We start from the raw sequence: 24,598 nt of genomic DNA, 5'->3' as shown, positions 1-24,598 counted from the left end.
GGCTCAGGCCGACGGCGGTTCCTCCGCGGGGAGCCGGCCCGCGCGCACCGCGTCGATCAGGGCCTGGTGGTCGCGTTCGTTCTGGTCGGCGTACGCCTCCGCGAAGACGGCGAGTGCGTGGTCGAACGAGGCGCCGCCGCCCAGGTACGCGGCGATCGCGATACGGTCGCCGGACCGCGCGTGCGCCCGCGCCAGGGTGAACCCGCACAGTTCACCGAACGCCGCCATGTCCTTGGGCCGCATCGTCTCCGGCATGGCGATGCCCTTCCAGTCACGCAACTGGCGGACGTAGAAGTCGCGCTGTCGGCCGTCGATGCCGTCCACCCGTTCCCAGCCGAGGAAGATGTCGCTCGTCGCCTGCATCAGCCGCTGGCCCGAGACCACCCGCTCGCCGTGATTGCGGTACCGGCTGGCGCCGACGTGCGCGGCGAGTACGGACGTGTCGGCCTCCTTGGCCTGGAGGAAGAGCGGGTCCTTCTCGTCCCGGCCGAGCAGGAGGAAGATCCAGCACCGGGTGCCGACGCTGCCGACGCCGACCACCTTGCGGGCGACGTCCGTCAGCCGGTAGTCCCGCAGGACCGTGCGCCGGTCGGCGGTCAGCGTGCGGCCGTACCGCTTCATGAGCCCGCGGAACTGGCGCTCCAGGGCGTCGCGATCGACGTCCGGCATCAGATCGGCGGCCGGGACCAGGAGCGGCGGATCCGCCGCGATCCTCGGCCGGCCGTCCACCGTCTCGGTGAGCCTGTCGAAAGCCTGCAGACTGTCGCGGGCACGGGCCTTCGCCATGGCGCGGGCCAGCTTCCTGCGACCGCGCTTGTGCAGTCCGCCCGCGGCGAGGGACTCGAGGAGGTCCGCGCCGATCTTCGCGTACCAGACGTCGAGGTTGCCCGTCCGCGCGAAGCGGACCATGGCCTCGCGGTACGAACGGACCGTGGACGTGACGATGCGGGCGCGCTCGGTGTCGTCGAAGCCGTTCGCCCGGCCCGCGATGGCGAGACTCGCCGACAGCCGCTTGACGTCCCACTCCCAGGGGCCCGGCAGCGTCTCGTCGAAGTCGTTGATGTCGAACATCAACTGTCGTTCCGGTGAGGCGAGCAGCCGGAAGTTCAGCATGTGCGCGTCCCCGCACAGTTGCGCGGTGAGTCCCGAGCGCGGACTGCCGGCCAGGTCGGACGCCATGATCGCGGCGGCACCCCGGTAGAAACGGAACGGGGACTCCGTCATCCGGCCGTAGCGGATCGGGACGAGTTCGGGGACCCGTGCCGCGGACTGCGCCTCCAGGATCGACAGCGGGTCCGGCCGGTCGGGAGAGGGCCGGTACTCGGCGTGGCCCGACCGCGGTGAACGGCGACGCGCCTCCTTGCCGACGGCCGCACGTTCCTCGGGAGTGGCGTGCGGTGCCAGGCGCATCGCCGTGGTCGCGTTCCGGGCCATCGGAAACCCTCCTGCGTGGCCTGCGGCCGTCGGACGCCCGGGCACGGAGCACGTCGAACAGAGGGGCTCGGTGTCACGAGGCAGAAGGAACCGGGTTCCGCGTTCCGCGGTTCCGCGGTTCCGCGGTTCCGCGGTTCCGCGGTTCCGCGCGACGGGGGATCTCCTTCCACCCTAGAACCCATCCGGCTTTCGCGCAGCGAGGCGAAGAGCGGCCTGAGACCCCGGCCGCCCGGTCAGGCACCCCTCGCCCGGCCTGCGGATGTCCGATCCCTCGCACAGCAGCAGAATGGGCGATATCCACCCTTGGCCATCGATGGGAGAAGCCATGAAGGACCTCAAGTTCGAGCAGAAGCGCTCGCTCTCACGCCTTGAGGCGGCCGACCAGCTCACGGCCCTCGCCACCGCACTGCGGGAAGGGGGAGAAGCCGAACTGGAACTCGGGTCCGGAACGCTGAGCCTGCGCATCCCCGACGACCTTCGCGGCGAGATGGAGATCGAGATCGGTCACGGCGAGATCGAGCTGGAGATCGAGTTCAAGTGGCCGATGACACCTGCCCGGACAGCAAGGACCGGGACGGCGAAGGCCCGGACCGCAAAGGCCCGGACGGCGCAGACCGGGGCAGCACCCTCGGATACGGCCGCGGGAGCGGACAGCACCGCCAGACGCGGTAAAGCGCCCGCGAAGGCGGCCCGCAGCGGCACGAGCACAAGCAGCAGTGGCGGCAAGAGCGCGAAGCGCTCCACGTCGAGAACGTCCTCGGCGGCAGCGTGACCGTCGCGGTCACGCTGCCACCGTGCGCCCCCGCCCGGTCACGAGAGGGGGCCGACGGACGCACGCGGGTGAGTCCTACCGCAGAGTGATCGCGTAGATCTGCACCCGAGGATCATTCTGCAGTCCGACAGAACGCACCGTCTTCGACGCGTCCAGGTCCGCGGAGGCGCCGAACAGCCGCACCGGCGGGCCGTCCACGCCCTGTCCGCGCTTGATCCGGTGCGGCATCTCCAGTGCCACGGAGCTGCCCTGCGGTGCCGCTCCCGCCCAGTCGCCCACGGGCACCGGCACCTCGGCGGTGGTCCCGTCGGTGTAGCGGACGGTGAGCATGGTCGTCACCGGTCCGTGGTGAGCCGAGGCGACCACGCGCAACGCGCCGTACGACCCGGCCGGAAGCAGCATGGCCTGGCCGCGGGCCTCGACGAAGTTCGCCGCCGTCCCGGACGGATCGGGAGCGTCGTAGGTCACGCCGTCCCAGACGACCGGACCCGCCGCGGGCAGCAGATCCCCGTCGTAGCTCCAGCCTCCTCCGTCGAAGTCGCCCTCGCCGGAGGCCGCGACGGTCGCGGTTCCGTCGTGGTTCGCCTCCTTGCCGAGGTCGACGGCGCACTGCCCACCGGCGTCCGCCGCGCAACCGGCCGCCGCGCGCACCTCGATGGTCGCGACCCGTTCCACACTCTTCACCCCCTTCGCGGTCGCCGTGATCCGCACCGGGTACGAACCCGGAGAGGTCCCGGCGGGCACGGTCACGTCCACCGCGGCGGTCCGCTGGACCGGAAGCCGCCGCGAATCGAGCGAGAAGGGCTTGGCGGTCTGCACGGTCCAGCCGCTGGGGGCCTTCGCGGCGACGTCCACCCGCAACGTGCCGGGGGACTGGCCCAGTACGTCCAGCTTCAGACGCACGCTCTGTGCGCTGTCGGCCGTCGGCAGGACGTCGGAGGCGGTACGCAGCGACGCGTCGAGGTGCCGACGGGAATCGGCCGCCGCGCGGTTCACGGACGGCGGCTCGGCGCCCTTGCCCGTACCCCATGCCGACGGCTTGCCGGACATGTCGAACGCGAGGTTCCCGCCCTTGGCGACCGCGTCCCAGTCGAGCCAGGTCTCGCGCAGGTTCTTCCCGCCGAACTTCGCCTGCTTCACATAGCGCTGGGTGTCGCTCGCACCCGGAGCCCTGACGGTCAGGGTGCCGCCCTGCTCCTTCCCGTAGGCGCCGATGCTGATGACCGCCGATGGGAACTGCGGGCTGGAGACGGCGAGGAAGTCGCCACCGTTCGTCGTCGGGTACAGACCCAGCGAGGAGAAGACGTACCAGGCCGACATGGTGCCCAGGTCGTCGTTACCGGTCATGCCGTCGGGCCCGTCCGTGAACAGCGTCATCGCGGCGCGGACCACGGTCGCGGTCTTGGCGGGCGCGCCGGCCCACAAGTACATGTAGGGGGAGTGCAGATCGGGCTCGTTGTTCGGGTTGTAGGTGGGCTTGCCGTAGTAGTCGTACGGTGCCGAGATCCAGTCGTTGCGAGCGGTTCCGGCCGGGTCCGCGAGGAGTTTGTCGTACGCGAAGAAGGCGTCGAGCCGCTTCTCGGTCTGGCGCTTGCCGCCCATCAGGGAGACGAGTCCGGCCGGGTCCTGGGGTGCCAGCCACTGGTACTGGTAGGCACCGCCCTCGTGGAACTGGTGGCCCGCCTCGACCGGGTCGTAGGGCGTGAGCCAGGTGCCGTCCGTCGTGCGCGGCCGGAACTGCTGGATGGAGGAGTCCCACAGGTTCCGGTACCACTGACCGCGTGCCGCGAACACGCGGGCGTCTGCGGTGTGTCCGAGTCCCTTGGCCATCAGGGCCAGCGACGCGTCCGCCGCCGCGTACTCCAGGGTCGCCGAAGCGGGGTGGCGGCAGTCGTTGTCACCGCCCTTGTCCGCGCAGTCCTTGCCCGGTTCCAGCCCGCTGGGTATGTAGCCACGCTTCTGATAGGCGTCGACTCCCGCACGGCCGTTGTAGGGGGAGTCGTCCGGCGGCGTGCTGAGGGCATTCTTCCTCAGGAGCGCGTACGCCTCCTTCTCGTAGCCCTTGAGCAGGCCCTTGGACCACGCCTCGACGAGGAAGGGGGTCACCGGGTCACCGGTCATGATGTTGGTCTCGCTGTTGGCGAGCGACCAGCGCGGCAGCCAGCCGCCGTCCCGTCCGATCGCGACGACCGACAGCGCCACATCGCGGGCGACCTTCGGCTGCAGCATCTGGAGCAGCTGGTTCTGCGGCCGGTGGGTGTCCCACAGCGACAGGTTCTGGTACGGCGTGAACCCGGCCGCGGTGTGGGTCTTCCCGTCGAAGCCCGCATACCTGCCGTCGACGTCTCCGGCGAGGTTCGGGTGCAGTTGCGCGTGGTAGAGGGCGGAGTAGAACGCGCGCTGCCGCTCGGTGGACCCACCGCCGATCCTGACGGCGGCGAGCTGCTGCTCCCAAGTGGCCCGCAGCGCCGTGCGCGTGGCGTCGAAGTCGTACGAGTCGTCCGTCTCCGCCTTCAGGTTCTTGCGGGCGCCCTCGACGCCCGTGTAGGAGAGTCCCACCTTGACGACGACGTCACGGTCGGAGCCGGCGTCGAACGTCACGTAGGCGCCGTTCCCGCCCTCGCCGGCCGCGTCCCGCTCACCGGGGGTGGGGGTGGAGCCCCGCCAGGTGCCGTGCGAGGCGAACGGCCGGTCGAAGGTCGCCGTGAAGTAGACGGTGTGCTTGTCCTTGCCCGCGCAGAAGTTGCCCGCCTCGACACGGCCCTCGACCGTCCGGTCGCCGACGACATGTACTTCCGAGCTGTACACCTTCTGGTTGGCCTTGCCCGTGTTGAACAGGACGTTGGCGCGGTCGGTCGAAGGGAAGGTGTAGCGCTGCCATCCCGTGCGGGGTGTGGCGGTCAGCTCGGCGTCGATGTCGTACGTCTTCAGCCCGACGCGGTAGTAGCCGGGTTCGGCGTCCTCGTCGTCGTGCGAGTAGGCCGAACGGTAGGCGTCGGGGTCGACGTTGTCGACCGCTCCGGTCGTCGGCATGATCGGCAGCTCGCCCATGACGGAGCAGCCGACGCCGGAGAGGTGCGTCTGGCTGAATCCGTGGATCTTGTCCTGCTGGTAGTCGTAGCCTCCCTGACCGCCGGTGTCCGGGCTGACCTGGACCATCCCGAAGGGGGCACTCGCGCCGGGAAAGGTGTTGCCGAAGTTCTGTGTGCCGATGAACGGGTTGACCAGGGAGGTGAGGTGCGGCGTTGCGGCGGTCGGGGCCTGGGCGAGGGCCGGCGCCGGGCTCAGGGCACCGCCGGCGACGACCAGCGCGGCGAGGACGGTCGACGCGCGGTCACGCCATCGGTGAAGGGGTCTGTGCATGGAAGGGTTCTCCTGTTCCTCACCCGTCATGTGCTGCGCGACATGAGAGGCGATCTCCAAGTGCCGTACGGGGTGGCCACCTTGGATCGGCCGTGCAGGTCATCGCGGTGAGCCCCCTTCGCGGCGCGGTCGATGGCACAAGGCTGGACGGAAGCGGACTAGATCACGCGTCTGACATCGTTGTCAATACTTCTGACACCGACCGGGTCCAGTCTTCGAAGATGATCGAGGGCAGGTGTTCTGTATTGATCGGTACCGAAGTGCTACAGTCGCTGCCGTGTCGATCGGTACCGATCGGTACATATCACGCTGCGGGGCGCGGCGATGCGGTGCGCCCCGCAGAGACCCGAGACGCCCTCCCGCGTGCCGCGACAAACACCCCGAGAACTGAGGAGTCCAGCGTATGAGCCCCGAGAAGCCCGACAACTCCGAGCTCGCACGGCGACTTGGCAGACGCAAGGTGCTCGACGTCACCGCGGGCGCCGGCCTTGCGTCCCTGCTCGGCCTGCCGGCCGGCACCGCGGCCGCCGCCCCGAAAGCGCCGCGACCGCGGACGCCGACCGTCAAGGGTTTCACGAGCCGCTTCGCCAGAGTCAACGGCACGCGGCTGCACTACGTGATCGGGGGTCAGGGTCACCCCCTGGTCCTGCTGCCGGGATGGCCGCGAACCTGGTACCAGTTCCACAAGATCATGCCGACACTGGCACGGAACTACCGGGTGATCGCCCCGGACCTGCGCGGCATGGGCGACTCCGACAAGCCCGCGGACGGGTACGACAAGAAGACCATGGCGCGCGACATCTACGAACTGCTGCGCGCGCTCGGTCACAGCCGGGCGTATGTCGCGGGCGAGGACATCGGATCGATGGTGGCGCACAGCTTCGCCGCGAACCATCCCGAGGCGACCCGGAAGGTCGCGTTGTGGGAGGCCGGGCATCCCACCGAGGTGTTCAACGACCTGCGCATGCTGCCCCAACCTGGGCAACCGGCACCGTGGTGGTTCGCGTTCAACCAGCTCGACCGATTGCCCGAACAGCTCCTCGTGGGGCGGTTCCGGTTCATCGTGGACTGGCTGATCGACCTCCAGGGCGGGGATCAGAGAGCCTTCAGCGAGAAGAGCCGAGCCGTCTACGCCAGCGCGTACGACACTCCGGACGCGATCCGCGCGGGAAACGGCTGGTACCAGACCTTTCAGCGGGACATAGCCGACCTGAAGGACTACCCGGTACTGACCATGCCCGTGCTCGGCATCGGCGGCAAGTACTACGACCTCCTTCTCGCACAGATGGAGGGACTGGCGGCAGACGCACGCTACGTCGAGTTGCAGGGGGCGGGGCACTATCTCGCCGAGGAACGCCCCGACGACATCGTGCGGGAACTCACCGCCTTCTTCGTCTGACGCCGGACGGCATCAGACCCTGCCGGACGCGGGCGTCGGAGCCACGCCGAGTGGTGCCGGCGCCGCTCCACCGGCTTGCGTCTCCATGTCGGGCGTGACGTGAGGGGCGAACTGCCGTTGTAGGAGGCGATGCCCCTGACACCACAGCGAGACTTCAGCGCTCCCACGCTCGTGATCGGCGCCGGCCCGCACGGCTTCCCGTCCTTCAGAGGTAGGTCGGAAGCAGGTGCGGGACGGCCACCTGAGGGTGTGCCCACCGCCCCTGGCGACGGGCACGCACGGTCTGGCCGAGGTGACGTGCGGCCAGACCGTGCGTATCCGTTCGCGTTCGATCGCATCCGTTCGCGTCCGGCGAACGCGTATGTCAGCGCCGACGCTGGGCGGCCATCCACTGCCAGATGCGAGTCCCGTCGATCCTGGGGTCGTTGCGGGCGACGTAGATCCACGACCAGTGGCCGGCGAACTGGTGGCCGTTCCAGATGACGTGGTCGTAGAGCGTCATCAGTGAGCCGGGAATGAGGTCGTGCGCGTGGACGGTGTTGGCCTGCGGGTCCACGGTGGAGTCGTCGCGGGAGGTGACGAGCCAGCTGGGGGTGCTGATGCGTACCAGCTCGCTGTCGGGGATCAGCGGCGCGCCGCCGGCCGGGAAGGATGTGACGACACCGCAGATCGGCACGGAGGCAGCGAACAGGGTGGGGTAGACGGTGGTCATCTTCATGCTCATGTAGCCGCCGTTGCTGCAGCCGGCGACGTAGATCCGGTCGTGGTCGACGCGGTTCCTGCCCGCGACGTCACCGATGATCTCGCGGATGAGGGGAGCGAAGCGGGGGCCGTCCTGCATCCAGGCGGAGGTGCTTTGCGGGGCGAGGACGTAGGCGCCGTCGAAGACGCGTTGTGCCTGGGGAGTGGCGAAGCCCAGCGCGCCGCGGTTGGCCCGTAGCGTCGTCTCGTTGTCGTAGTAGCCGTCGGGCAGTGAGGCACCTTCGCCCCCGCCGTGCAACCAGACGACCAGCGGACGCCTGCCCCGCCGGGAGGAGTGCGAGCGGGTGGGCGAGTACAACCGGTACTTCATTCCCGAGCCGGAGACGTGGGAACTGAACGCGTCGACTTCGGGGTCCGACAGCCGGCCCTGTACGAAGTTCTCGATGACGAGCGAGCGGTGGTCGCGCAAGGCGATCGGGGCGTGCTGAGTGATGGTGTAGACGAGGTCGAGCATGACGTTGCGACCCCTGCCCGCGATGTAGCCGAGGGTGCCGCCGCCGGTCCGGCCCTCGGCGTGGCTCAGGTCGAGGACGATGTTGCCGCGAGGGTCGAGCCGGACCCCGGTCACCGTGCGGTCGAGGTCGTACTCGCCGAAGATGACGTCGCCGGCGGCGATGGGGATCGGGCTGGTGGCTCGGGCGTGCACGGTGAAGGTGCCGGTGGTCAGGCCGGCCGGGTCGATCGGGCCCAGCCGGGCGGTGTGGAGGGTGACCGAGGTGACCTGCTCGCCGCCGTCGAGCACGTGGGCGTTCAGGGTGAATCGCACGCTCGTGGTCGACCGGTCGCCGGCATACGCGGTGACGCCGGGCAGGGACAGGCCGGCGGCGGCGCCCGTACCGGCGGCCAGGATGGTGCGACGGCTGATCGGTGATGCCATGTGGACTCCTTCTGCGGTGGGGAGGCTTCAGCGCGGCCTGTGCACCGAACCCGACGGCAAGGCCGATGAGGAGTTGACGACGGCCCACCACGGACGGGACCGGGACGGGTATGTCGTGAGCAGGACAAAGACGAGCACCGCCGGCACGTTACCGGCGTCGCCGCGCGGCGGACAGATATCGCCTCGGCTTTTCTTCCGACGGTGACGGCAACCGTCGCACGACACCGGTGACTTCGCCGATGCCGCAGAGGCGGAGCGGCCTTATGGTGTTGCTGCTCCAAGCGGCACGGGCCCCACGGCCCGGTCGCGTGTCGTCCCACCGGGTCCATTCGCACGCAGGACCGTGCACCTCAACGCGACATCCGAGACAACCTCGTTGCTTCCGTGACGTGACGCCACGTCCTCCGACGCACGTCGGGCAGGGCCGGGCAAGCCGTGGCTCGACCAGCCACGGGCCTGCTCGACCAGCCATTACCAGGGCAGGCACCACCGGAGTCACCGCTCCCGTGTCACCCACGGAACCTGGTGAAAGGACCGTTCGTGCAAGCATCCCCCACACCCGCCCCCGCTTCGTCCGAGACCTCCGGATCCGCCACGCGAGCGCCGAGCGCACCCCGCCGCCGGTTCGTGGCACTGCTGGCATCGGCCGCCGCGCTCGCCGGTCTGACCACGTCCCTCACCGGTGTCGCGGACGCCGCGGACAACCCTTACGAACGCGGCCCGGCGCCGACCACCGCCAGCATCGAGGCCGCGCGAGGCCCGTACGCCGTCTCGCAGACGACCGTGTCCCGGGGCAGCGTGTCCGGCTTCGGCGGTGGCACCGTCTACTACCCGACCAGCACCAGCGACGGCACGTTCGGAGCCGTGGCCATCTCGCCCGGGTTCACCGCCTCCCAGTCGTCGGTCTCGTGGCTGGGCCCCCGGCTTGCGTCCCAGGGCTTCGTGGTGATCACCATCGACACCCTCAACACCCTCGACCAGCCGGCCAGCCGCGGCGACCAACTGCTCGCCGCCCTGGACCACCTGACACAGAGCAGCAGCGTCCGCAGCCGCATCGACAGCACCCGGCTCGGCGTCATGGGGCACTCCATGGGCGGCGGGGGCTCGCTCGAAGCGTCCAAGGACCGGCCGTCGTTGCAGGCCGCGATCCCGCTCACCCCCTGGAACACGGACAAGACCTGGCCGGAGATCAAGACGCCCACCCTGGTCGTGGGAGCGGACGGTGACACCGTCGCCCCGGTCTCCTCGCACGCCGAGCCCTTCTACACCAGCCTGCCGTCCGTCCTGAACCGCGCCTACCTGGAGCTGAACGGCGCCACGCACTCCGCCCCGACCTCGTCGAACACCACGGTCGCGAAGTACAGCGTCTCCTGGCTGAAGCGGTTCATCGACAACGACACCCGCTACGAACAGTTCCTGTGCCCGCTGCCCCCGGCGAGCAGCACCATCGAGGAGTACCGCGGCAACTGCCCCCACACCGGCTGAGTCCCGAGCCTGCCTCGGCGCCGACCTCCGCTTGACCCTGGTCATGGGCGCGGGTTCCGCTGCCGGTGCGTTGCGTTTCGTTGTGTTGCGGGTCGCCGACGGGCCCGGCCTGGCCCCCGCCGGCCACCACCGCCGTGTACCGCGTCACGGGGCCGTCGTCACAGCGTCGGCCGCGAACCTTCCGCGCCAGGCGAGTGCGACGTAGACCAGGCCGATCAGTACGGGGACCTCGATGAGCGGCCCGACGACACCGGACAGCGCCTGGCCGGAGGTGACGCCGAAGGTGGCGATGGCGACCGCGATGGCCAGCTCGAAGTTGTTGCCCGCGGCCGTGAACGCCAAGGTGGTGGTGCGGTCGTAGGCCAGGCCGAGGCCCTTGCCGAGGAGGAAGGTGCCGAAGAACATGACCGCGAAGTAGACCAGCAGCGGCAGTGCGATCCGGACCACGTCCAGTGGCTGGGAAGTGATGGTTTTGCCCTGCAGGGCGAAGAGGACGACGATCGTGAAAAGCAGCCCGTACAGGGCCCACGGACCGATCCGCGGCAGGAACTTCGCCTCGTAGTCGGTACGCCCCATCTTCCGCTCGCCGACGCGGCGGGTCAGGAAGCCGGCCAGCAACGGGACGCCGAGGAAGATGACGACGTTCAAGGCGATGTGCCAGACGGACACGTCCAGGCCCTGGCCGTCGCCGAAGTGTAGCCAGCGCGGCAGCAGGTCGAGGTAGAACCAGCCCAGCAGGCCGAACGCGAGCACCTGGAACACCGAGTTCAGCGCGACCAGGACGGCCGCGGCCTCGCGGTCACCGCAGGCGAGGTCGTTCCAGATGATGACCATGGCGATACAGCGGGCGAGTCCCACGATGATCAGGCCGGTGCGGTATTCGGGCAGGTCCGGCAGGAAGAGCCACGCCAGCGCGAACATCACGGCGGGCCCGACGATCCAGTTGATCACCAGCGAGGAGATCAGCAACGTGCGGTCGCCGGTCACGCGGTCGAGCCGGTCGTAGCGGACCTTGGCGAGGACCGGGTACATCATGACCAGCAGGCCGAGCGCGATCGGCAGGGAGATCCCGCTGATCTCGATCTTCGCGAGCGCGTCGTTCATCCCCGGGACGAGACGGCCCAGACCCAGGCCGACGGCCATGGCCAGCAGGATCCACACCGCGAGGTAACGGTCGAGTGTGGAGAGCTTTTTGACGATCGAGCCGTCCCCGGCCGGGCCGGCGCCCGGTGCGGACGCGGTGGGGGGCTCGGTGGAGGTCACGGGCAGGCCCTCTTGTTGTCGGCGGCGGTACGGGCCTGCTCGGCCAGGTCGGCGAACCGCCCGGCGAGCTGGGCGATGACGTCGGGGCGGAGCTTGTAGTACGTGAAGCGTCCGCACGGCTCGGTTTCGACGACCCCGGCCTCACGCAGGACCTTCAGGTGGTTGGAGAGGTTGGTCTGCCGGGCGCCGGTCTCCTCCACGAGGTGGGTGGTGCACAGCGTCTCGCGGGCGAGCAGGGTCACGATCCGCAGCCTGAGCGGGTCGGCCAGCACCCGGATCAGATCAGTGTCGACTGACGTCATCATGGACTGATACTGTCACATCATCCGCTGCTGATGTCAGTCAGGGCTGACCTGGAGCTCGTGGAAAGGGTCTGCCCATGGTGTGAGGAAGAACGCATGTCTGCCGCTCCGCTCGCCTCCGTGCTCTTCGTCTGCGTCCACAACGCCGGCCGCTCGCAGATGGCCGCCGGATTCCTCGACCACCTCGCAGGTGACCGCATCGAGGTCCGCTCCGCCGGCTCCGTCCCCGGCGACCGGGTCAACCCGGCCGCCGTCGAGGCGATGAAGGAGGTCGGCATCGACATCTCCGCCGCCGAACCCAAGATCCTCACCCCTGAGGCGGTCCGGGCGTCGGACTATGTCATCACCATGGGCTGTGGCGACGCCTGCCCGATCTTTCCCGGCAGGAAGTACCTCGACTGGGCCCTGGAGGATCCGGCCGGCAAGGGTGTCGAAGCCGTCCGCCCGATCCGGGACGAGATCAAGAGCCGCATCGAGACCCTGGTCGAAGAGATCGACGCCGAGCAGAAGGCGTGAGCCCGACGCGACCACGTCGCCCCCGTGCCGCCGGTGACCGAACGCCGGGGATCACCGGTCGGCGGGCCACTCTCCGATGAAACTCACCGTCTCCGCCAGGTCCGCCCGCCCGGTACGCAGCCGTGCCACGCCTTCCCGCTCGCGTCCCACCGAGACGCCGCAGAACAGCACCAGCCCGTCATCGGCCCCGACCGTCCGGCTGACGGTCCTGCGGAACATCGTCCACATCACCTGGGGGCAGCTGTGCAACCCTTCCGCCCTCAGCAGCAGCATGACCGTCTGCAGATACATCCCCGCGTCCCCCCACTGCCCGGGTCCCATCGTCCGGTCGAGGTAGCAGAAGAGGACGACCGGCGCCCCGAACGCGTCTGCGTTCAGCGCGGCGATCTTCCTGGGCCTGTCGAGGTCGTCGCGGTCGATTCCCAGCGCCTCGTACCGCTGGGCGGCCGCGGCGGAGAAACGGTCCAGATACGGTGAGGCCAGCCTCGCCGGGTACATCGGATACTCCCGCTCATCACCCGGGTCTCCCGCCAGTGCCCTGGCCGTCGCGTGCCTCTTCAGTTCGGCCAAGGGCTCGCCGGTCACGACATACACGTGCCAGGGCTGGAGATTCCCACTCGACGGGGTCCGGGCCGCGGCAGCCAGCACTCGTTCGAGCACCTCTCTGGGTATCGGCTCGTCACTGAACGCCCGCACGGCCCGGCGACTGTCCACGGCCTCGTACACATCCACGGCTTTCCGTCCTCTCACTCCACGGCGGACGCGCGCTCGTCGGCGTCACTGATACGGGTGGTCATCCTCCACCAGGCGTATCAGGGTCCTGAGCATGCTCGTTGGCGGCACATGCGTGTGAGAGACCTGACCGAAGGCGGCATTGCCGAGCCGGGAATCCTGCTGCGTGAGCTGGAACCCGTGGTCGAAAGGCTTCTGTCACGTCACCTGGAACATGCGACTGACTGGTTCCCCCACCAGTATGTGCCGTGGGAGCGCGGCCGGAACTTCGACGGCCCGCTGGGGGGTGAGCCGTGGGAGGAATCCCAGTCGCAACTCTCCGTTCCTGTGCGCAGTGCCCTGCTGGTCGGCCTGCTCACCGAGGACAACCTGCCGTCCTACCATCACGCCGTCGCCCAGGAGTTGGGCCAGGACGGAGCCTGGGGCGCCTGGCTGAACCGGTGGACCGCGGAGGAGGACCGGCACGCGACGGCGATGCGTGCCTACGTGCACGCCTCACGCTGTCTGGATCCCCTGATCCTGGAGCGTTCCCGGATGGCTCAGGTCGGTCGCGGTTTCACACCGCACCACCAGGACGACCTGCTGGCGAACGCGGCGTACCTGATGGTGCAGGAGCTGGGCACCCGGGTGACTCACCGCAACACCGGGCGGCACAGCGGTGATCCGGTCTGCGACCAGTTGCTGTCACGCATCGCGGTGGACGAGAACCTGCACATGCTCTTCTACCGTGATCTGTTCGCCGCCGCACTCGAGCGTCGGCCGGATCAGGCGATGTGCGCCCTGGCGAAAGCCATCACGTCCTTTCGTATGCCGGGTGCGGAGATGGCCGGCTTCCGGCGCCTGACCGTGCAGGTCGCGGTGGCCGGAATCTACGACCAGCAAGTGCACCACAGAGACGTCCTTCTGCCGCTCCTGCGTCATCTGCGGGTGTGGCGGTTGCCGGGACTCTCGGCGTCGGGGGAGATCGCCCGCGAGCACATCTCCCAGTACGTGCAGAAGTTGGGCGAGGCCGGTGCGCGTTTCGATGAACGCCGCAGCCGTCTGAGAGGGAAGCCGGGGGATCCCTCACCGGCTCTGCCTGTTCCATGACCGCCGTTCCACCGACACCCGCACGGGACATGCGTCGGACGGCTCCCGCACGAGTCGCCACCACGGCATACAAGGACACGTTCTCGATGTTGACTCCACGTACTGTCACAGCCAGGCGCCCGTGGGCGGGGGCCCGCCGATGAAGGTCACCGGAGCCATCCGTGTCGCAGGCGCCGTGCAGCTGCTTCCTGGTGTTCTCCATCTGCCGCCGGCCCGTTCGCCCGCCGGAGCACGGGGCGGCACCGGGACGCCCGTGGACGTCGTGCAGCGAAGGCTGAGCGGTCCGCAGATGGCACAGCAGGTGACGGTCTCCGCGCTGGACCAGGCGGGTCTGGCGGCCGAACAAGTGCAGCTGCTGCTGCTCGCGTCCGGCTTCGACAACGGTGACGAATGGCGGCTGGCACCCTTCCACCTGGCGCGCGCCTGCGGTGCGGTGCGCGCGACCGTCCTGGGGCTCCAGCAGATGTCGTCCGGCGGAGCCGCCGGTGTCGAGCACGCCGTCGCGCGGATGATCGCCGATCCCGCCGTGCAGCACGCGGTGGTGGTGGCCGGTGATTCCTTCGCCGGCCTTCCGGCGGAGCACTGGACCAGTGCCAGCGGTGAGGGAGTGGCACTGGAGGACGGAGCAGCAGCGGTCGTGCTGAGCCGTACCGTGCCCGGCCGGCTCCACGTCCGCGCGGTGACCTCTTGCGGAGCCTCCATGGTGTCCCTTCCGGCGACCTCGGACGCGGCTCCCGCGGATCGGCGGCCTGCGGACGGGGGCACGGTCAAAGAGCACCTGGCGCACGCCTTGGAGATGCGCCGGCTCATCAGCACCGCGATCCGGCGGGCGCTGGACGACATCGGCACGGAGCCGGGTGACCCCTCGATCGCGAGCGTGCGTCTGCCCCGCCTGGGGCAACCCTTCCTGCGCGCGGCGGTCCTTCCCGCACTCCCGCCGGATCTGAGGGCGAAGGTCAGCACCGCCGGACAGGACACGGGACACCTGGGCGCCGGCGATCTGCTGGCCGACCTCGCCACCCTGCACGCCGAAGAACCGTCCGGTGTGCGCGTCTCCCTGTTGTTGTCCCTGGGCACCGGCATGACCGCCAGCTGCGTGGTCGTCCAGAACACGGGCGCACTCCTCTCCTGAACACCTTGTCCACCGCACCGCCCCTAGGAAGGACTTCCGTCATGTCTCCCATGCTGAACCTGCTCATCAGCACCCTCACCGACCACTTCGGCAAGACCGCCGGAGACTTCGGACCCGGCACGCGGCTGGAGGAGCTGGACATCGACTCCATCGCGATGCTGGAACTGCTGACCATTCTGGAGGACGAGCACGACCTGCGTATGCCCGACGACATCACCGCGCTGAAGGGCAACCCCACCCTGAGCGAGGCCGCGGACTTTCTCGACAGCCTGCAGCCGAGCGTGGTCCCTCCCACCGCAGTGAGCAAGGCGGACGCGGTATGAGTGCCGATGCCGTAGCGGTGACCGGCCTGGGCATGGTCACCGCGGGAGGTCCCGATGTATCCAGCACCTGGGAACGCATCATCCAGGGCTCACCCACCGCCTCCGACGACCCACAGTTGCAGGGCCTTCCCGTCACCTTCTCGTGTCGGGCCGAAACCTTCCGCCCCGAGGAGATCCTCGGACGCAACTACACCTGGCGCATGGACCGCTTCATCCAGCTCGCCCTGGCCGCGGCACGGGAAGCGGCCGCCCACGCCGCACTGAAGAGCGACACGGTCGACCCGGTGCGCCTGGGCGTGATCATCGGCGCCAGCGGAGGTACGGCCGCCAACGGAGCCGCCTGGAAGAAGCTCTTCGACAACCGCCCGCAAGGCATCTCACCCACGACGATTCCCGGCGGTTCGGCCAACATGGCAGCCGGTGAGGTCAGCCTCGACCTCGGCGCCCAGGGCCCCGGCTTCTGTGTCAGCACCGCGTGCGCCTCCGGCTCCTCCGCCATCAGCCTGGCCCGCGACCTGCTGCGCTCCAACGTCTGCGACGTGGTCGTGGCCGGTGGCAGCGACTCCGCCTGCTCGCCCCTGGCGGCGGCCAGCTTCGACAAACTGCGGGCACTGTCCCGCCGTAACCACGCGCCGCGGGCGGCCAGTCGGCCCTTCGACGCCGACCGCGACGGCTTCGTCCTCGCCGAGGGCGCGGCAGTACTGGTACTGGAGCGAAGCGAACACGCCCGTGCACGCCGCGCTCCCGTGCACGCCTACCTGGCCGGCGGGGCCATGGGATGCGACGCCCACCACTCCACCGCTCCGACCCCCGACGGCAGCGGCGCGGCGCGCACCATCACGGCGGCCCTCGACGCGGCCGGTATGGAGCCCCGCGACATCGACCACGTCAACACCCATGGCAGCGCCACCGAACTCAACGACCTCTCGGAAGCACGCGCACTGCGGACCGTCTTCGGGACTCCGCCGCCGGTGACGGCGAGCAAGAGCGTGCTGGGCCACTCCATCGCCGGAGCCGGAGCCATCGAGGCCGCCCTCACCGTCCTGACACTGCAGCACCAGCAGATCCCGCCGACGGCCAACCTCGACCGTGTCGACGACCGCATCGACCTGGACGTCGTGACCAAGGCCGCCCGACCGCGGGCCATGCACGCGGCGCTGAGCACATCGTTCGGGTTCGGCGGACAGAACGCGGCACTGATCTTCACCCGTGCCTGAACCCGGCCGTCGCAACGGCCCGCGCCAACACGCGCCCGGGCCCGGCCCATGCCGGCGGGCCTCGACCCACGCCGAGCAACGTACAGACGAGGACGGAACCATGGGACGAAGTGTCGTAGTCACCGGAGCCGGCAGCGGGATCGGCCTGGCGACCGCCCTGCGGCTGGCCGGCGCCGGGTACGAGGTCATCGCCACCGCACGCAGCACCGAGAAGGCGGAGAAACTCGCCGCACGCGCCGAAGAGCGCGGCCTGCACCTCCAGACCCTGGCGCTGGAGCTGACGGACGCGGACGCCTGCCATGCCGTCTTCGCCGAGATCGCCGAACGGACCGGCGGCGGCCCGTGGGCGGTGGTCAACAACGCCGGTGTCGTGACTCCCCGAGCCGTCGAGGACGTCACAGAGGCCGACGCGCGGAGGGTCATGGACGTCAACGTGCATGCTCCGGCCCGCATCGCCCGGCTGGTCCTTCCGGGCATGCGCAGCCGGGGCGAGGGACGCATCGTCAACGTCACCTCCATGGGCGGAAGGGTGTCGCTGCCGCTCAACGGCTGGTACTGCGCCAGCAAGTCCGCTCTGCGCGCGCTCACCGACGCCCTGCGCATGGAGAACGCCGCCCTGGGCGTCCACGCCATCCTGGTGGAACCAGGCTTCCACACCACCGCCCTCCTGGAGCACGCCGCGGAGGCTCTGCACGAACCCAGCACTGTGTGTGAGCAGTTCACCGCCAGCTACCGCGCCACCGCCGTCGCGCTGCGCAGCACCAGCCGCTATGCGAGCCCCGATGTCGCCGCCGCGGCGATTCTGCGGGCACTGCGGGCCCCGCGTCCCAAGGCGTGCTACCGGGCGGGGACAGCAGCACGGCTCAGCGTGGCCTCCAACGCGCTCCTCCCCACCGTCATGACCGATCGGACCAAGAAGAGTCTCGCGGGTCTGGCCCCTTCGCACCTCGGACTGCGTCGCCGCCTGGCGGGCATGGCCGGACTGCCGGGACTGTCCGTTCCTCAGCGGACAGACGGCTGAGCAGGCCGGCTCCGGGCCCGAGGACGCCCCGGACGTACGAGGGCAGTGCCGGTGCCTACGCCCGCGGGCGTCATCCCTGCCGTTCGGCCATGCTGCGTCCAGAGGCAGTTCAGCGGACTTCTTGGTGCAGCAGATCCCGCAGTTTCAGTGCCGCCGGCAGCGGTGCGGCGGGCAGCGCCACGTGGACGGTCCGGCGCAGATGCGGGTCGGTGAGTCGGCGCAGGACGAGTTCGTCGGGGACTGCCCGGGCGGCGAGCGAGGGGACCAGTGCCACCCCCAGCCCGGCGGCCGCATAGCCGAACTTCGCGGTCCACTCCGCGATCCGGATGATTTTCCTGGGGGTGAATCCCGCCCGGGCACAGGCGTCGGCGAGCATCGTCGGACGGTCGCCGTACGCGCTGTGGAGCCATGCTTCGTCGTGCAGTTCCCTCAGGTCGACGGCGTCGGCTCCGGCCAGGCGATGTCCGCGGGGGAGGGCCACGAACAGTTCGTCCTCGCACAGCACGGCCGTTGTGACACCGTCGGCCGACGGCAGACCGGACGGATAGTCGCTGACGACGGCGATGTCCAGCGTCCCGGCCGCCAGGCGCTCCATCAGCGTGTCCGTCCAGCCCTCCACCGCGACGACCTCGACATCCGGCCTCGCGTCCTTGAGTGTCCGCAGCGCGGTGGGCACCAGTGAGATGTTGGCGGTGGCGAACGCGCCCAGGTGCAGCAGTCCGCCGTACCCGGCGTGCAACACACGCAGTTCCCGCTCCGCCCGCGACAGCCGGTCGAGCACCTCCACGGCGTGCCGGTGCAGTGCGCGGCCCGCGGGATTGAGTCGCACGCCTCGGGGGAGCCGCTCGAACAGCGGCCCGCCCGCCTGCTGTTCCAACGCGGCGATACGCCGGGACACCGCGGACTGTGTGTAGTTGAGCTGGGCCGCGGCTCTCGTGAACGAACCGGTCTCGGCCACTGCCACGAGCAGCCGCAGCGCGTCGGTCTCGAACACCTCGCTCCCTTCCGAAGCGCTCCCTTGAGTTCCGTCATCCTTCCACGACTCATTCATTCAGCGCATGGGTGCCATGCGATCCAGTCGCTGGTGGAATGTCTGACGCCGTCCTAACGTCGTTGGGGAGCCGGTGAGGAGCGGGGCCCGCCTGGCCGAACTCCGAGGGGGAAACGTGTTGTTGTCGACGATGCTGGCCGATCTGGAGGAACTCGTTCTCTGCGAGTCCTTCTCGGCCGACCATGCGGCGGTGGCACGCAGCGCCGAGGTGGTCCGAGCCGTCGGGACCAGGCTGCTGGGTACCGCGCCGGAGACGATCGTGATCGACGGTGTGACCCATGTGCGGTGGGCCTTCGGCACCCCGCGGGTCCTGCTGCTGGGACACCACGACACGGTGTGGCCCATCGGCTCGCTCCGGGATCATCCCTGGTCGTCGGCCGACGGGATCGCTCGCGGCCCCGGAGTCCTGGACATGAAGGCGGGCCTGGTGCAGATGTTCCACGCGCTGGCCGCCCTGCCCTCCCTGGACGGGGTGTGCGTGCTGGTCACCGGGGACGAGGAGGTCGGCTCCACGACCTCCCGGCACCTGATCGAGGAGGCCGCGCGCGGGTGCCGGGCGACTTTCGTGCTGGAGGCGTCCGCGGACCCGAAGGGTGCGCTCAAGACGGCCCGCAAGGGCACTTCGCGGTACGAGGTGGTGGTGCACGGCCGCGCCGCGCACGCGGGTCAGGAACCGCACAAAGGAGTCAACGCGGCGGTCGAGGCCGCGTACCAGGTACTGGCCGTCGCCCGCCTCGGAGCCTCGACAGGTGTCGTCGGACCGGCCCACCCCGTACTGGGCTCCGCCACCGTCACGCCCACCGTGCTGTCGGCCGGCAGCGCGCGCAACACGGTGCCCGCGCTGGCACGGTTCTCGGTGGACGTACGCGTACCCACCCCGCAGACGCAGGACCTGATCGACGAGCTCATGCGGGGACTCACCGCGCGGACGCCCGAAGCCCGGCTCACGGTGCTGGGCGGCAGGCAACGACCACCCATGGAGCCGGCCTCCTCCGCGGAACTGTTCGCGCTCGCATCCCGGTTCGCCGCGGATCTGGACCAGGAACCGCTGCGCGGAGTGGCTGTCGGGGGCGCCTCTGACGGCAACTACACGGCGGCGGTCGGCTGTCCGACGCTGGACGGCCTCGGTGCCGTGGGCGCCGGCGCCCACGCGGACACCGAGTACGTCGACATCGCACGGATGATCCCTCGCGCACGACTGCTCGCTCGACTCATCGACCACACCATTAGCTGAGCGCCTTTACCGGGTCGCTCCCACACGAAGCCGAGGTCCTGCATGAGTACGCCGGTTTCCCTCTCCCCTGCAGTCGCCGGACTGGCTTCCCGCAACCGCCTGGGCCGACGTGAACGCACCTTCCTGCCGAAGAGGGAGGTGGCCGTGCAGGAGGGGCATCGCGGACTGTTCGTTGCCGCGTCCCTGGCGGGCATCGCCTGTCTGGCGACGGGAGGCGTCCTGCTGTGGGTCTTCGTGTCCTGGGCGTTCGCGCTGTACCCCCTGCTGATCACGGTGCTGGCCGTCGGTGCCCTGCTCCGGAGCCCCAACGCCCGTAAGAAGCTGGGTAGTCGACGTCTGTACCTCTTCGAGGACGGCATGGTCGCGGACATGGGCGCCGGGCGGCTGTTCGCAGTCCGCTGGGACCAGGCGGTCCACTACCAGGAGACCCTCAACCAGGTGGCCGCGTACAACGACTTGAGGACGACGCTCCAGAGCGCCCATACCTCGACCCTGCTGGCGCCGGGCGGGGTGAAGGTTCAGATCACCCACGCGTTTGCCGACCACGGCACCTGGGCGCCCCTGATCGCCCAGGCCATCGCCCGCGCTCAGGCCCAGCGGGTCTGGGAGTCGGTTCGCGAGGGACGGCGGGTGGCTTACGGTCCCTTCGAGCTGGACGCCACCGGCATCGCGACCAAGCGGCGGGGGAGGCTTCCCTGGTCGGCCGTCGCGGCGATCGATGTCCGCGAGGGCTCCATATTCGTCCGACAGCACGGTCAGCACGGTCAGCGCGGACAGCGCGGTCAGCAGGGACAGCCCAGGGCCTGGGCACACGCCCAGGTGAAGTCCGTGCCCAACTTCCTCGTCTTCCTGACCATCGCCTCGAAGCTTTACGAGGGGTGACACGCGCGGTGCCGGTCGGTCGAGGCGACGGCGACCGACCCAGGGACCAGCTAGCTCCGCTTCGGGCGGTAGGTCCGTCCGAAGCTGCGCGGACTGTCCTCGTAGATCTCCTCCAGTTCCCAGTCGATGCGGCGTCCGCCGGGGACGTCGAAGATGCGGGTGCCGTCGCCGAGGAACACCGGGGCGACGAAGACCTGCAGCTCGTCGATGAGGTCGTGCTCGAGTGCCTGCCGGGCGATGTCGGCGCTGATGATCTGCACATCCCGGTCGCCGGCGATCTCCTGAGCGCGACGGATCGCCTCCACGACGTCGCAGTTCAGCGCGACAATGGTCGGGTCGTCGGCGATCTCCTCCGGTCGGTGGGTGAGGATGAACTCGACTCCGGACCACGCGCCGCCGTATGCCTCGGACGTCGTGTCGTCCCGCTCGCCCTGCTGCGCTTTCGCCGCGTCGTAGCCGGCCCGTCCTGAGATGATCACTGCGACCTCTCGCGCCATTCGCTGTACGGTGCCCTCGGCCAGCGGTTCGCCGGCGGACATCCAGCTCATGTCGTGCCCCGGTCCGGCGATGAAGCCGTCGATCGAGCACGTGAACCCCCAGGCGACCTTTCCCATGCGTCCTCCTCATAGGCCGGCGGCCTTGTCGGCATCCGGTCCGGTGTGTCGGAGTGACCATCCTCCCTGAACGCCGTCGTCAACAAGTGCCTGAGATGCGAGGGCGCCGCCGTGTCGGCTGTGCAGATGAGTTCGGCGTCCTCGAACGGTCTGTCCAGTGACACGACCGTTCTCGACAGGAGTGCCATGTCCACCATTCAGCCAGTGATCGTGACTGCCGACCACGATGTTCTGCTCGGCTTCTACACGAAGCTGTTCGGCGCCGAGGAGACCTTCCGGATACCGGAGAAGGGCCCGGTCTTCTACCTCGGCTTGCGCATAGGTGACACCGACCTCGGGCTGGTGGCCAAGGCGGACGCGGGGACGGTGACCGCGTCGCGGATCCTGCTCAGCATCGGTGTCGACGACGTCGACGAGACGCTCGGCCGGGTGGAGGCGCTGGGCGGCTCGGTCCGAGGCGGTGCCAACGACATGCCGTGGGGACAGCGCGTCGCCCACATCCAGGACCCCGACGGCAACCCGGTGAACCTCACGCAGCCGATCCCGGCCCGCTGACGCTGCACCGCCGAAGCCCTGCGGCCTGCCGGTCCGCCATGTCTCCACGCAATCGGTCGGCCCTCTTGTGTATCGATCGGTACGGAAGGTGTTACTGTTTCTTCGGTACCGATCGGTACTCAAAGTTCTGGAGGTCATGACCATGGGGCAGCTCGAAGGCAGGACAGCAGTCGTCACCGGGGGCAGCACCGGGATCGGCCTGGCGACCGCGAAGCGCTTCGCGGCCGAGGGTGCGCACGTGTTCATCACCGGCCGGCGTGAGACCGAGCTGGAGAAGGCGGTCGCCGCGATCGGCAACGCCACCGCGGTGTCCGGTGACGTCGGCGTCGCGGCCGACGTGGACCGCCTGTACGAGCGCGTACGGGAGCACGGGCAGGGCCTGGACGTGCTGTTCGTCAACGCGGGCATCAACCACATCGCGACGTTGGACGAGCTCACCGAGGACATGCATGACGCGGTCTTCGACACCAACGTCAAGGGCACCTTCCTCACCGTGCAGAAGGCCCTCCCGCTGCTCAACGACGGGGCTTCGGTGATACTCACCGCTTCCACGGCCGCCGAGGGAGGCGCGGCGGGCATGAGTGCCTACGGGGCATCGAAGGCTGCCGTGCGGGCGTACGCCCGCGCCTGGGCCGACGAGCTGGGCGGCCGGGGCGTCCGGGTCAACGCGATCTCGCCGGGTCCGGTGGACACCCCGATGTGGGTCGAGGCTTTCGGCGACCGCGCCCAAGAGATGATGGAGAACGTCGCGGCCGGTCTGCCCTCCAAGCGGGTCGCCGACCCGGACGAGATCGCCGCCGCCGTGACCTTCCTCGCCTCGTCGCACAGCAGCTTCGTCTACGGCGCGAATCTCTACGTCGACGGCGGAATGAACCAGATCTGAACACGTACGTCCGCTCAGCCGATGCCCGGCATGGCCGGGCATGACAACACACCGCACTTGATCACCATGCGAATGCATCCGATCCGGGACACCGGGAGGCAACCATGTCCGACGCCGAACTGCGTGACTTCTTCCAGCGCTACATCGACGCGCTCAACGCTCATGAGTTCCACCGCATGACCGAGTTCATCCACGACGAACTCGTCATGAACGGCCACCCGGTGACGCGGGACGACGTCATCGCGGAACAGCGGAGCCACACCGACGCGGTCCCGGACTTCACCTGGCGGGTCAAGGACCTCGCGATCGACGGTGACCGAGTGGCGACCCGTCTCCACAACCAGGGCACGCCCGCGAAGGAGTGGTTCGGCGTGCCGCCCACCGGCGTCACGGTCGAGTATGCGGAGTACGCCTTCCACAAGGTGCGTGACGGGCGCTTCTACGAGATGAACTACCTGATCGACGCCCAGGCGGTGCAGCGACAGCTGGCCGCCTGACCTGCTTCTTACGGCCCGTCCGGGCCAACTGCGTGGTAACGGTGTGCCGGGGAGGACGGCTGTCGCAGTCGGCATCCGCGACCGACACCCGGCGGCAGCGAAAGCCAGGAACCGGCGAGTTCGGTGAGCAGTTCGAAGGCCAGAGCGTCAAACGTCGGTGTGCCATCGCTGTATGTGTTCACCATCATCAGCACAGCCGTGCCGCTCGTCCGCTCGAACGCCGCACAGGTGGTGAAACCGTAGGTGCCACCGTTGTGCCACATCATCGTCCGGCCGTCGGACAACGTGCCGAAGTGCCAGCCGAGTCCCAGCCGCAGGCCCGTGGCGGGGTCGGTGAAGTGGCGTCGCTGCGTCAGCTCGATCGCATCCCGCAGCGGCGAGCGCTTTGGACGCAGCTGGGCATCCAGGTATCGCAGCATGTCGTCGGCGGTGCTGTACATCGAGGTGCCCGCACCGCTGAGGACGGGGTCGCGCCAGTCGGGAACCGCCTCCCCGGCCATATGACCGACGGCCTTTCGGGCGGCCATGTCCGGCCGCAGCGTCGTGGTCGTGTCCGACAGGCCCAGCGGTGCGGCCACCCGGCGCCGCAGCATCGCGTCCACGCCGTCGAAGGCCAGCGTCTGGCCGAGCAGCCCGAAGCCCAGGTTCGAGTATGCGTACCCGCTGCCCGGCTCTCTGTCCAGCGGGGTCTGGGGCAGTCCGACGGCCAGGTCCTCCAGCGTGTAGTGCGCGTACGGGTTGTACGGGTCAGCCCCGGCCAGGAGGTTGGCGGGGAGGCGGGGCAGGCCGGAGGAGTGGGTCGCCAGGTCGTGCAGGGTGATCCGCCGGGTCTCCCCGCGCGGGACGGTGAACCCGGGCGGCAGGGTGAGCGGCGTGTGCAGACGCACCGTGCCCGCACGTACCGCGCACGCCAGCGCGGTGGCGGTGAGCGTCTTGCCGATCGAGCCGAGCTGGAACACGGTCCTGCCGTCGGGGGCGGGGCCGTTCTGACGGGCACCGGCCACATACCGCCGGCCACCGCGGATGACACCGAACAGCGCGCTCGGAGCGCCGGCGGCCAGCGCGCGGTCGAGACAGGACTGCACCCGCGCCGCCAGACCGTCCCCGGCGGCCATGGCCCTGCCCGGTATCAGCGCCACGCCGGCCGCGGTCGCCACCACGCCCAGCACCCTTCGTCGATCCACGATCCACTCCT

The 24,598-nt window shown here is 69.5% G+C and carries 23 protein-coding genes; 14 read left to right on the top strand and 9 right to left on the bottom strand.

Annotated features, from left to right (window positions below; all coding sequences use genetic code 11):
• Positions 1 to 3 precede the first annotated feature (3 nt).
• A complete protein-coding gene (locus ACFYXC_RS14685) occupies positions 4 to 1,434 on the bottom strand; it encodes a DUF2252 domain-containing protein (protein WP_389551122.1) in 1,431 nt (476 codons plus the stop codon).
• 325 nt (positions 1,435 to 1,759) lie between these two features.
• Between ACFYXC_RS14685 and ACFYXC_RS14680 the strand changes: the two genes are divergently transcribed.
• Positions 1,760 to 2,206 (top strand): amphi-Trp domain-containing protein, encoded by a 447-nt coding sequence (locus ACFYXC_RS14680; protein WP_389551119.1) that lies wholly within the window; start codon positions 1,760 to 1,762, stop codon positions 2,204 to 2,206.
• A gap of 75 nt (positions 2,207 to 2,281) precedes the next feature.
• Here the strand turns inward: ACFYXC_RS14680 and ACFYXC_RS14675 are convergent, their stop codons facing one another.
• Entirely contained in the window at positions 2,282 to 5,569 is a 3,288-nt protein-coding gene (locus ACFYXC_RS14675) for a GH92 family glycosyl hydrolase (protein WP_389551116.1), read from the bottom strand.
• A 403-nt stretch (positions 5,570 to 5,972) separates the two neighbouring features.
• Between ACFYXC_RS14675 and ACFYXC_RS14670 the strand changes: the two genes are divergently transcribed.
• Complete coding sequence (locus ACFYXC_RS14670; protein WP_389551113.1) at positions 5,973 to 6,968, top strand: alpha/beta fold hydrolase; 996 nt, start codon at positions 5,973 to 5,975, stop codon at positions 6,966 to 6,968.
• Between the two features lie 364 nt (positions 6,969 to 7,332).
• Here ACFYXC_RS14670 and ACFYXC_RS14665 read toward each other — a convergent pair whose 3' ends face one another.
• The gene (locus tag ACFYXC_RS14665) at positions 7,333 to 8,607 is read right to left on the bottom strand and encodes a prolyl oligopeptidase family serine peptidase (RefSeq protein ID WP_389551110.1); all 1,275 of its coding nucleotides are present in this window, start codon (positions 8,605 to 8,607) and stop codon (positions 7,333 to 7,335) included.
• Between the two features lie 627 nt (positions 8,608 to 9,234).
• Between ACFYXC_RS14665 and ACFYXC_RS14660 the strand changes: the two genes are divergently transcribed.
• Complete coding sequence (locus ACFYXC_RS14660) at positions 9,235 to 10,092, top strand: alpha/beta hydrolase (RefSeq protein ID WP_389551667.1); 858 nt, start codon at positions 9,235 to 9,237, stop codon at positions 10,090 to 10,092.
• A 144-nt stretch (positions 10,093 to 10,236) separates the two neighbouring features.
• Here the strand turns inward: ACFYXC_RS14660 and arsB are convergent, their stop codons facing one another.
• Complete coding sequence (gene arsB / locus ACFYXC_RS14655) at positions 10,237 to 11,355, bottom strand: ACR3 family arsenite efflux transporter (protein WP_389551108.1); 1,119 nt, start codon at positions 11,353 to 11,355, stop codon at positions 10,237 to 10,239.
• Positions 11,352 to 11,660, bottom strand: coding sequence for an ArsR/SmtB family transcription factor (locus ACFYXC_RS14650; protein WP_389551105.1), 309 nt, complete (start codon positions 11,658 to 11,660; stop codon positions 11,352 to 11,354). The genes arsB and ACFYXC_RS14650 overlap by 4 nt, the downstream gene beginning before the upstream one ends.
• 93 nt (positions 11,661 to 11,753) lie before the next feature.
• Between ACFYXC_RS14650 and ACFYXC_RS14645 the strand changes: the two genes are divergently transcribed.
• The gene (locus ACFYXC_RS14645; protein ID WP_389551102.1) at positions 11,754 to 12,173 is read left to right on the top strand and encodes an arsenate reductase ArsC; all 420 of its coding nucleotides are present in this window, start codon (positions 11,754 to 11,756) and stop codon (positions 12,171 to 12,173) included.
• Positions 12,174 to 12,224: 51 nt separating this feature from the next.
• Here ACFYXC_RS14645 and ACFYXC_RS14640 read toward each other — a convergent pair whose 3' ends face one another.
• Positions 12,225 to 12,905: a nitroreductase gene (locus tag ACFYXC_RS14640; RefSeq protein ID WP_389551099.1), complete on the bottom strand. Its 681-nt coding sequence runs from the start codon at positions 12,903 to 12,905 to the stop codon at positions 12,225 to 12,227.
• 57 nt (positions 12,906 to 12,962) lie between these two features.
• Between ACFYXC_RS14640 and ACFYXC_RS14635 the strand changes: the two genes are divergently transcribed.
• The 5 genes from ACFYXC_RS14635 to ACFYXC_RS14615 all read left to right on the top strand — a co-directional run bounded on the left by ACFYXC_RS14635 (position 12,963) and on the right by ACFYXC_RS14615 (position 17,687).
• A complete protein-coding gene (locus tag ACFYXC_RS14635; protein WP_389551096.1) occupies positions 12,963 to 13,994 on the top strand; it encodes an acyl-ACP desaturase in 1,032 nt (343 codons plus the stop codon).
• Between the two features lie 139 nt (positions 13,995 to 14,133).
• Positions 14,134 to 15,126 (top strand): hypothetical protein, encoded by a 993-nt coding sequence (locus ACFYXC_RS14630; RefSeq protein WP_389551093.1) that lies wholly within the window; start codon positions 14,134 to 14,136, stop codon positions 15,124 to 15,126.
• Between the two features lie 41 nt (positions 15,127 to 15,167).
• On the top strand, positions 15,168 to 15,449 hold the full coding sequence (locus tag ACFYXC_RS14625) for an acyl carrier protein (RefSeq protein WP_388907177.1): 282 nt from the start codon (positions 15,168 to 15,170) through the stop codon (positions 15,447 to 15,449).
• Positions 15,446 to 16,666 carry a beta-ketoacyl-[acyl-carrier-protein] synthase family protein gene (locus ACFYXC_RS14620; protein WP_389551090.1) on the top strand — a complete coding sequence of 407 codons (1,221 nt, stop codon included), beginning with the start codon at positions 15,446 to 15,448 and terminating at the stop codon, positions 16,664 to 16,666. Before ACFYXC_RS14625 ends, ACFYXC_RS14620 begins: the two co-directional genes overlap by 4 nt.
• A 100-nt stretch (positions 16,667 to 16,766) precedes the next feature.
• Positions 16,767 to 17,687: an SDR family NAD(P)-dependent oxidoreductase gene (locus ACFYXC_RS14615; RefSeq protein WP_389551087.1), complete on the top strand. Its 921-nt coding sequence runs from the start codon at positions 16,767 to 16,769 to the stop codon at positions 17,685 to 17,687.
• A 109-nt stretch (positions 17,688 to 17,796) separates the two neighbouring features.
• On the opposite strand, the gene ACFYXC_RS14610 is transcribed toward ACFYXC_RS14615, so the two are convergent.
• Entirely contained in the window at positions 17,797 to 18,681 is an 885-nt protein-coding gene (locus ACFYXC_RS14610) for a LysR family transcriptional regulator (RefSeq protein ID WP_389551084.1), read from the bottom strand.
• A 187-nt stretch (positions 18,682 to 18,868) separates the two neighbouring features.
• Between ACFYXC_RS14610 and ACFYXC_RS14605 the strand changes: the two genes are divergently transcribed.
• Complete coding sequence (locus ACFYXC_RS14605) at positions 18,869 to 19,972, top strand: M20 family metallopeptidase (protein ID WP_389551664.1); 1,104 nt, start codon at positions 18,869 to 18,871, stop codon at positions 19,970 to 19,972.
• 42 nt (positions 19,973 to 20,014) lie between these two features.
• Complete coding sequence (locus ACFYXC_RS14600) at positions 20,015 to 20,854, top strand: DUF6585 family protein (RefSeq protein WP_389551081.1); 840 nt, start codon at positions 20,015 to 20,017, stop codon at positions 20,852 to 20,854.
• A gap of 50 nt (positions 20,855 to 20,904) precedes the next feature.
• Here ACFYXC_RS14600 and ACFYXC_RS14595 read toward each other — a convergent pair whose 3' ends face one another.
• Positions 20,905 to 21,468 carry a dihydrofolate reductase family protein gene (locus tag ACFYXC_RS14595; RefSeq protein WP_389551078.1) on the bottom strand — a complete coding sequence of 188 codons (564 nt, stop codon included), beginning with the start codon at positions 21,466 to 21,468 and terminating at the stop codon, positions 20,905 to 20,907.
• A gap of 186 nt (positions 21,469 to 21,654) precedes the next feature.
• Here ACFYXC_RS14595 and ACFYXC_RS14590 point away from each other — a divergent pair, with 186 nt between their 5' ends.
• The 3 genes from ACFYXC_RS14590 (at position 21,655) to ACFYXC_RS14580 (ending at position 23,403) form a co-directional block, all read left to right on the top strand.
• Positions 21,655 to 22,023 carry a VOC family protein gene (locus ACFYXC_RS14590; protein ID WP_389551075.1) on the top strand — a complete coding sequence of 123 codons (369 nt, stop codon included), beginning with the start codon at positions 21,655 to 21,657 and terminating at the stop codon, positions 22,021 to 22,023.
• 142 nt (positions 22,024 to 22,165) lie between these two features.
• Positions 22,166 to 22,906: an SDR family NAD(P)-dependent oxidoreductase gene (locus tag ACFYXC_RS14585; RefSeq protein WP_389551072.1), complete on the top strand. Its 741-nt coding sequence runs from the start codon at positions 22,166 to 22,168 to the stop codon at positions 22,904 to 22,906.
• 104 nt (positions 22,907 to 23,010) lie between these two features.
• Positions 23,011 to 23,403, top strand: a complete 393-nt coding sequence (locus ACFYXC_RS14580; RefSeq protein WP_389551069.1) for an ester cyclase — start codon at positions 23,011 to 23,013, stop codon at positions 23,401 to 23,403.
• Between the two features lie 8 nt (positions 23,404 to 23,411).
• Here ACFYXC_RS14580 and ACFYXC_RS14575 read toward each other — a convergent pair whose 3' ends face one another.
• On the bottom strand, positions 23,412 to 24,587 hold the full coding sequence (locus ACFYXC_RS14575) for a serine hydrolase domain-containing protein (protein ID WP_389551067.1): 1,176 nt from the start codon (positions 24,585 to 24,587) through the stop codon (positions 23,412 to 23,414).
• Between the last annotated feature and the right edge of the window lie 11 nt (positions 24,588 to 24,598).

It is taken from the genome of Streptomyces sp. NPDC002701 (assembly GCF_042889045.1).
GTDB lineage: Bacteria > Actinomycetota > Actinomycetes > Streptomycetales > Streptomycetaceae > Streptomyces.
This window is presented reverse-complemented; position numbering and strand designations above follow the sequence as displayed.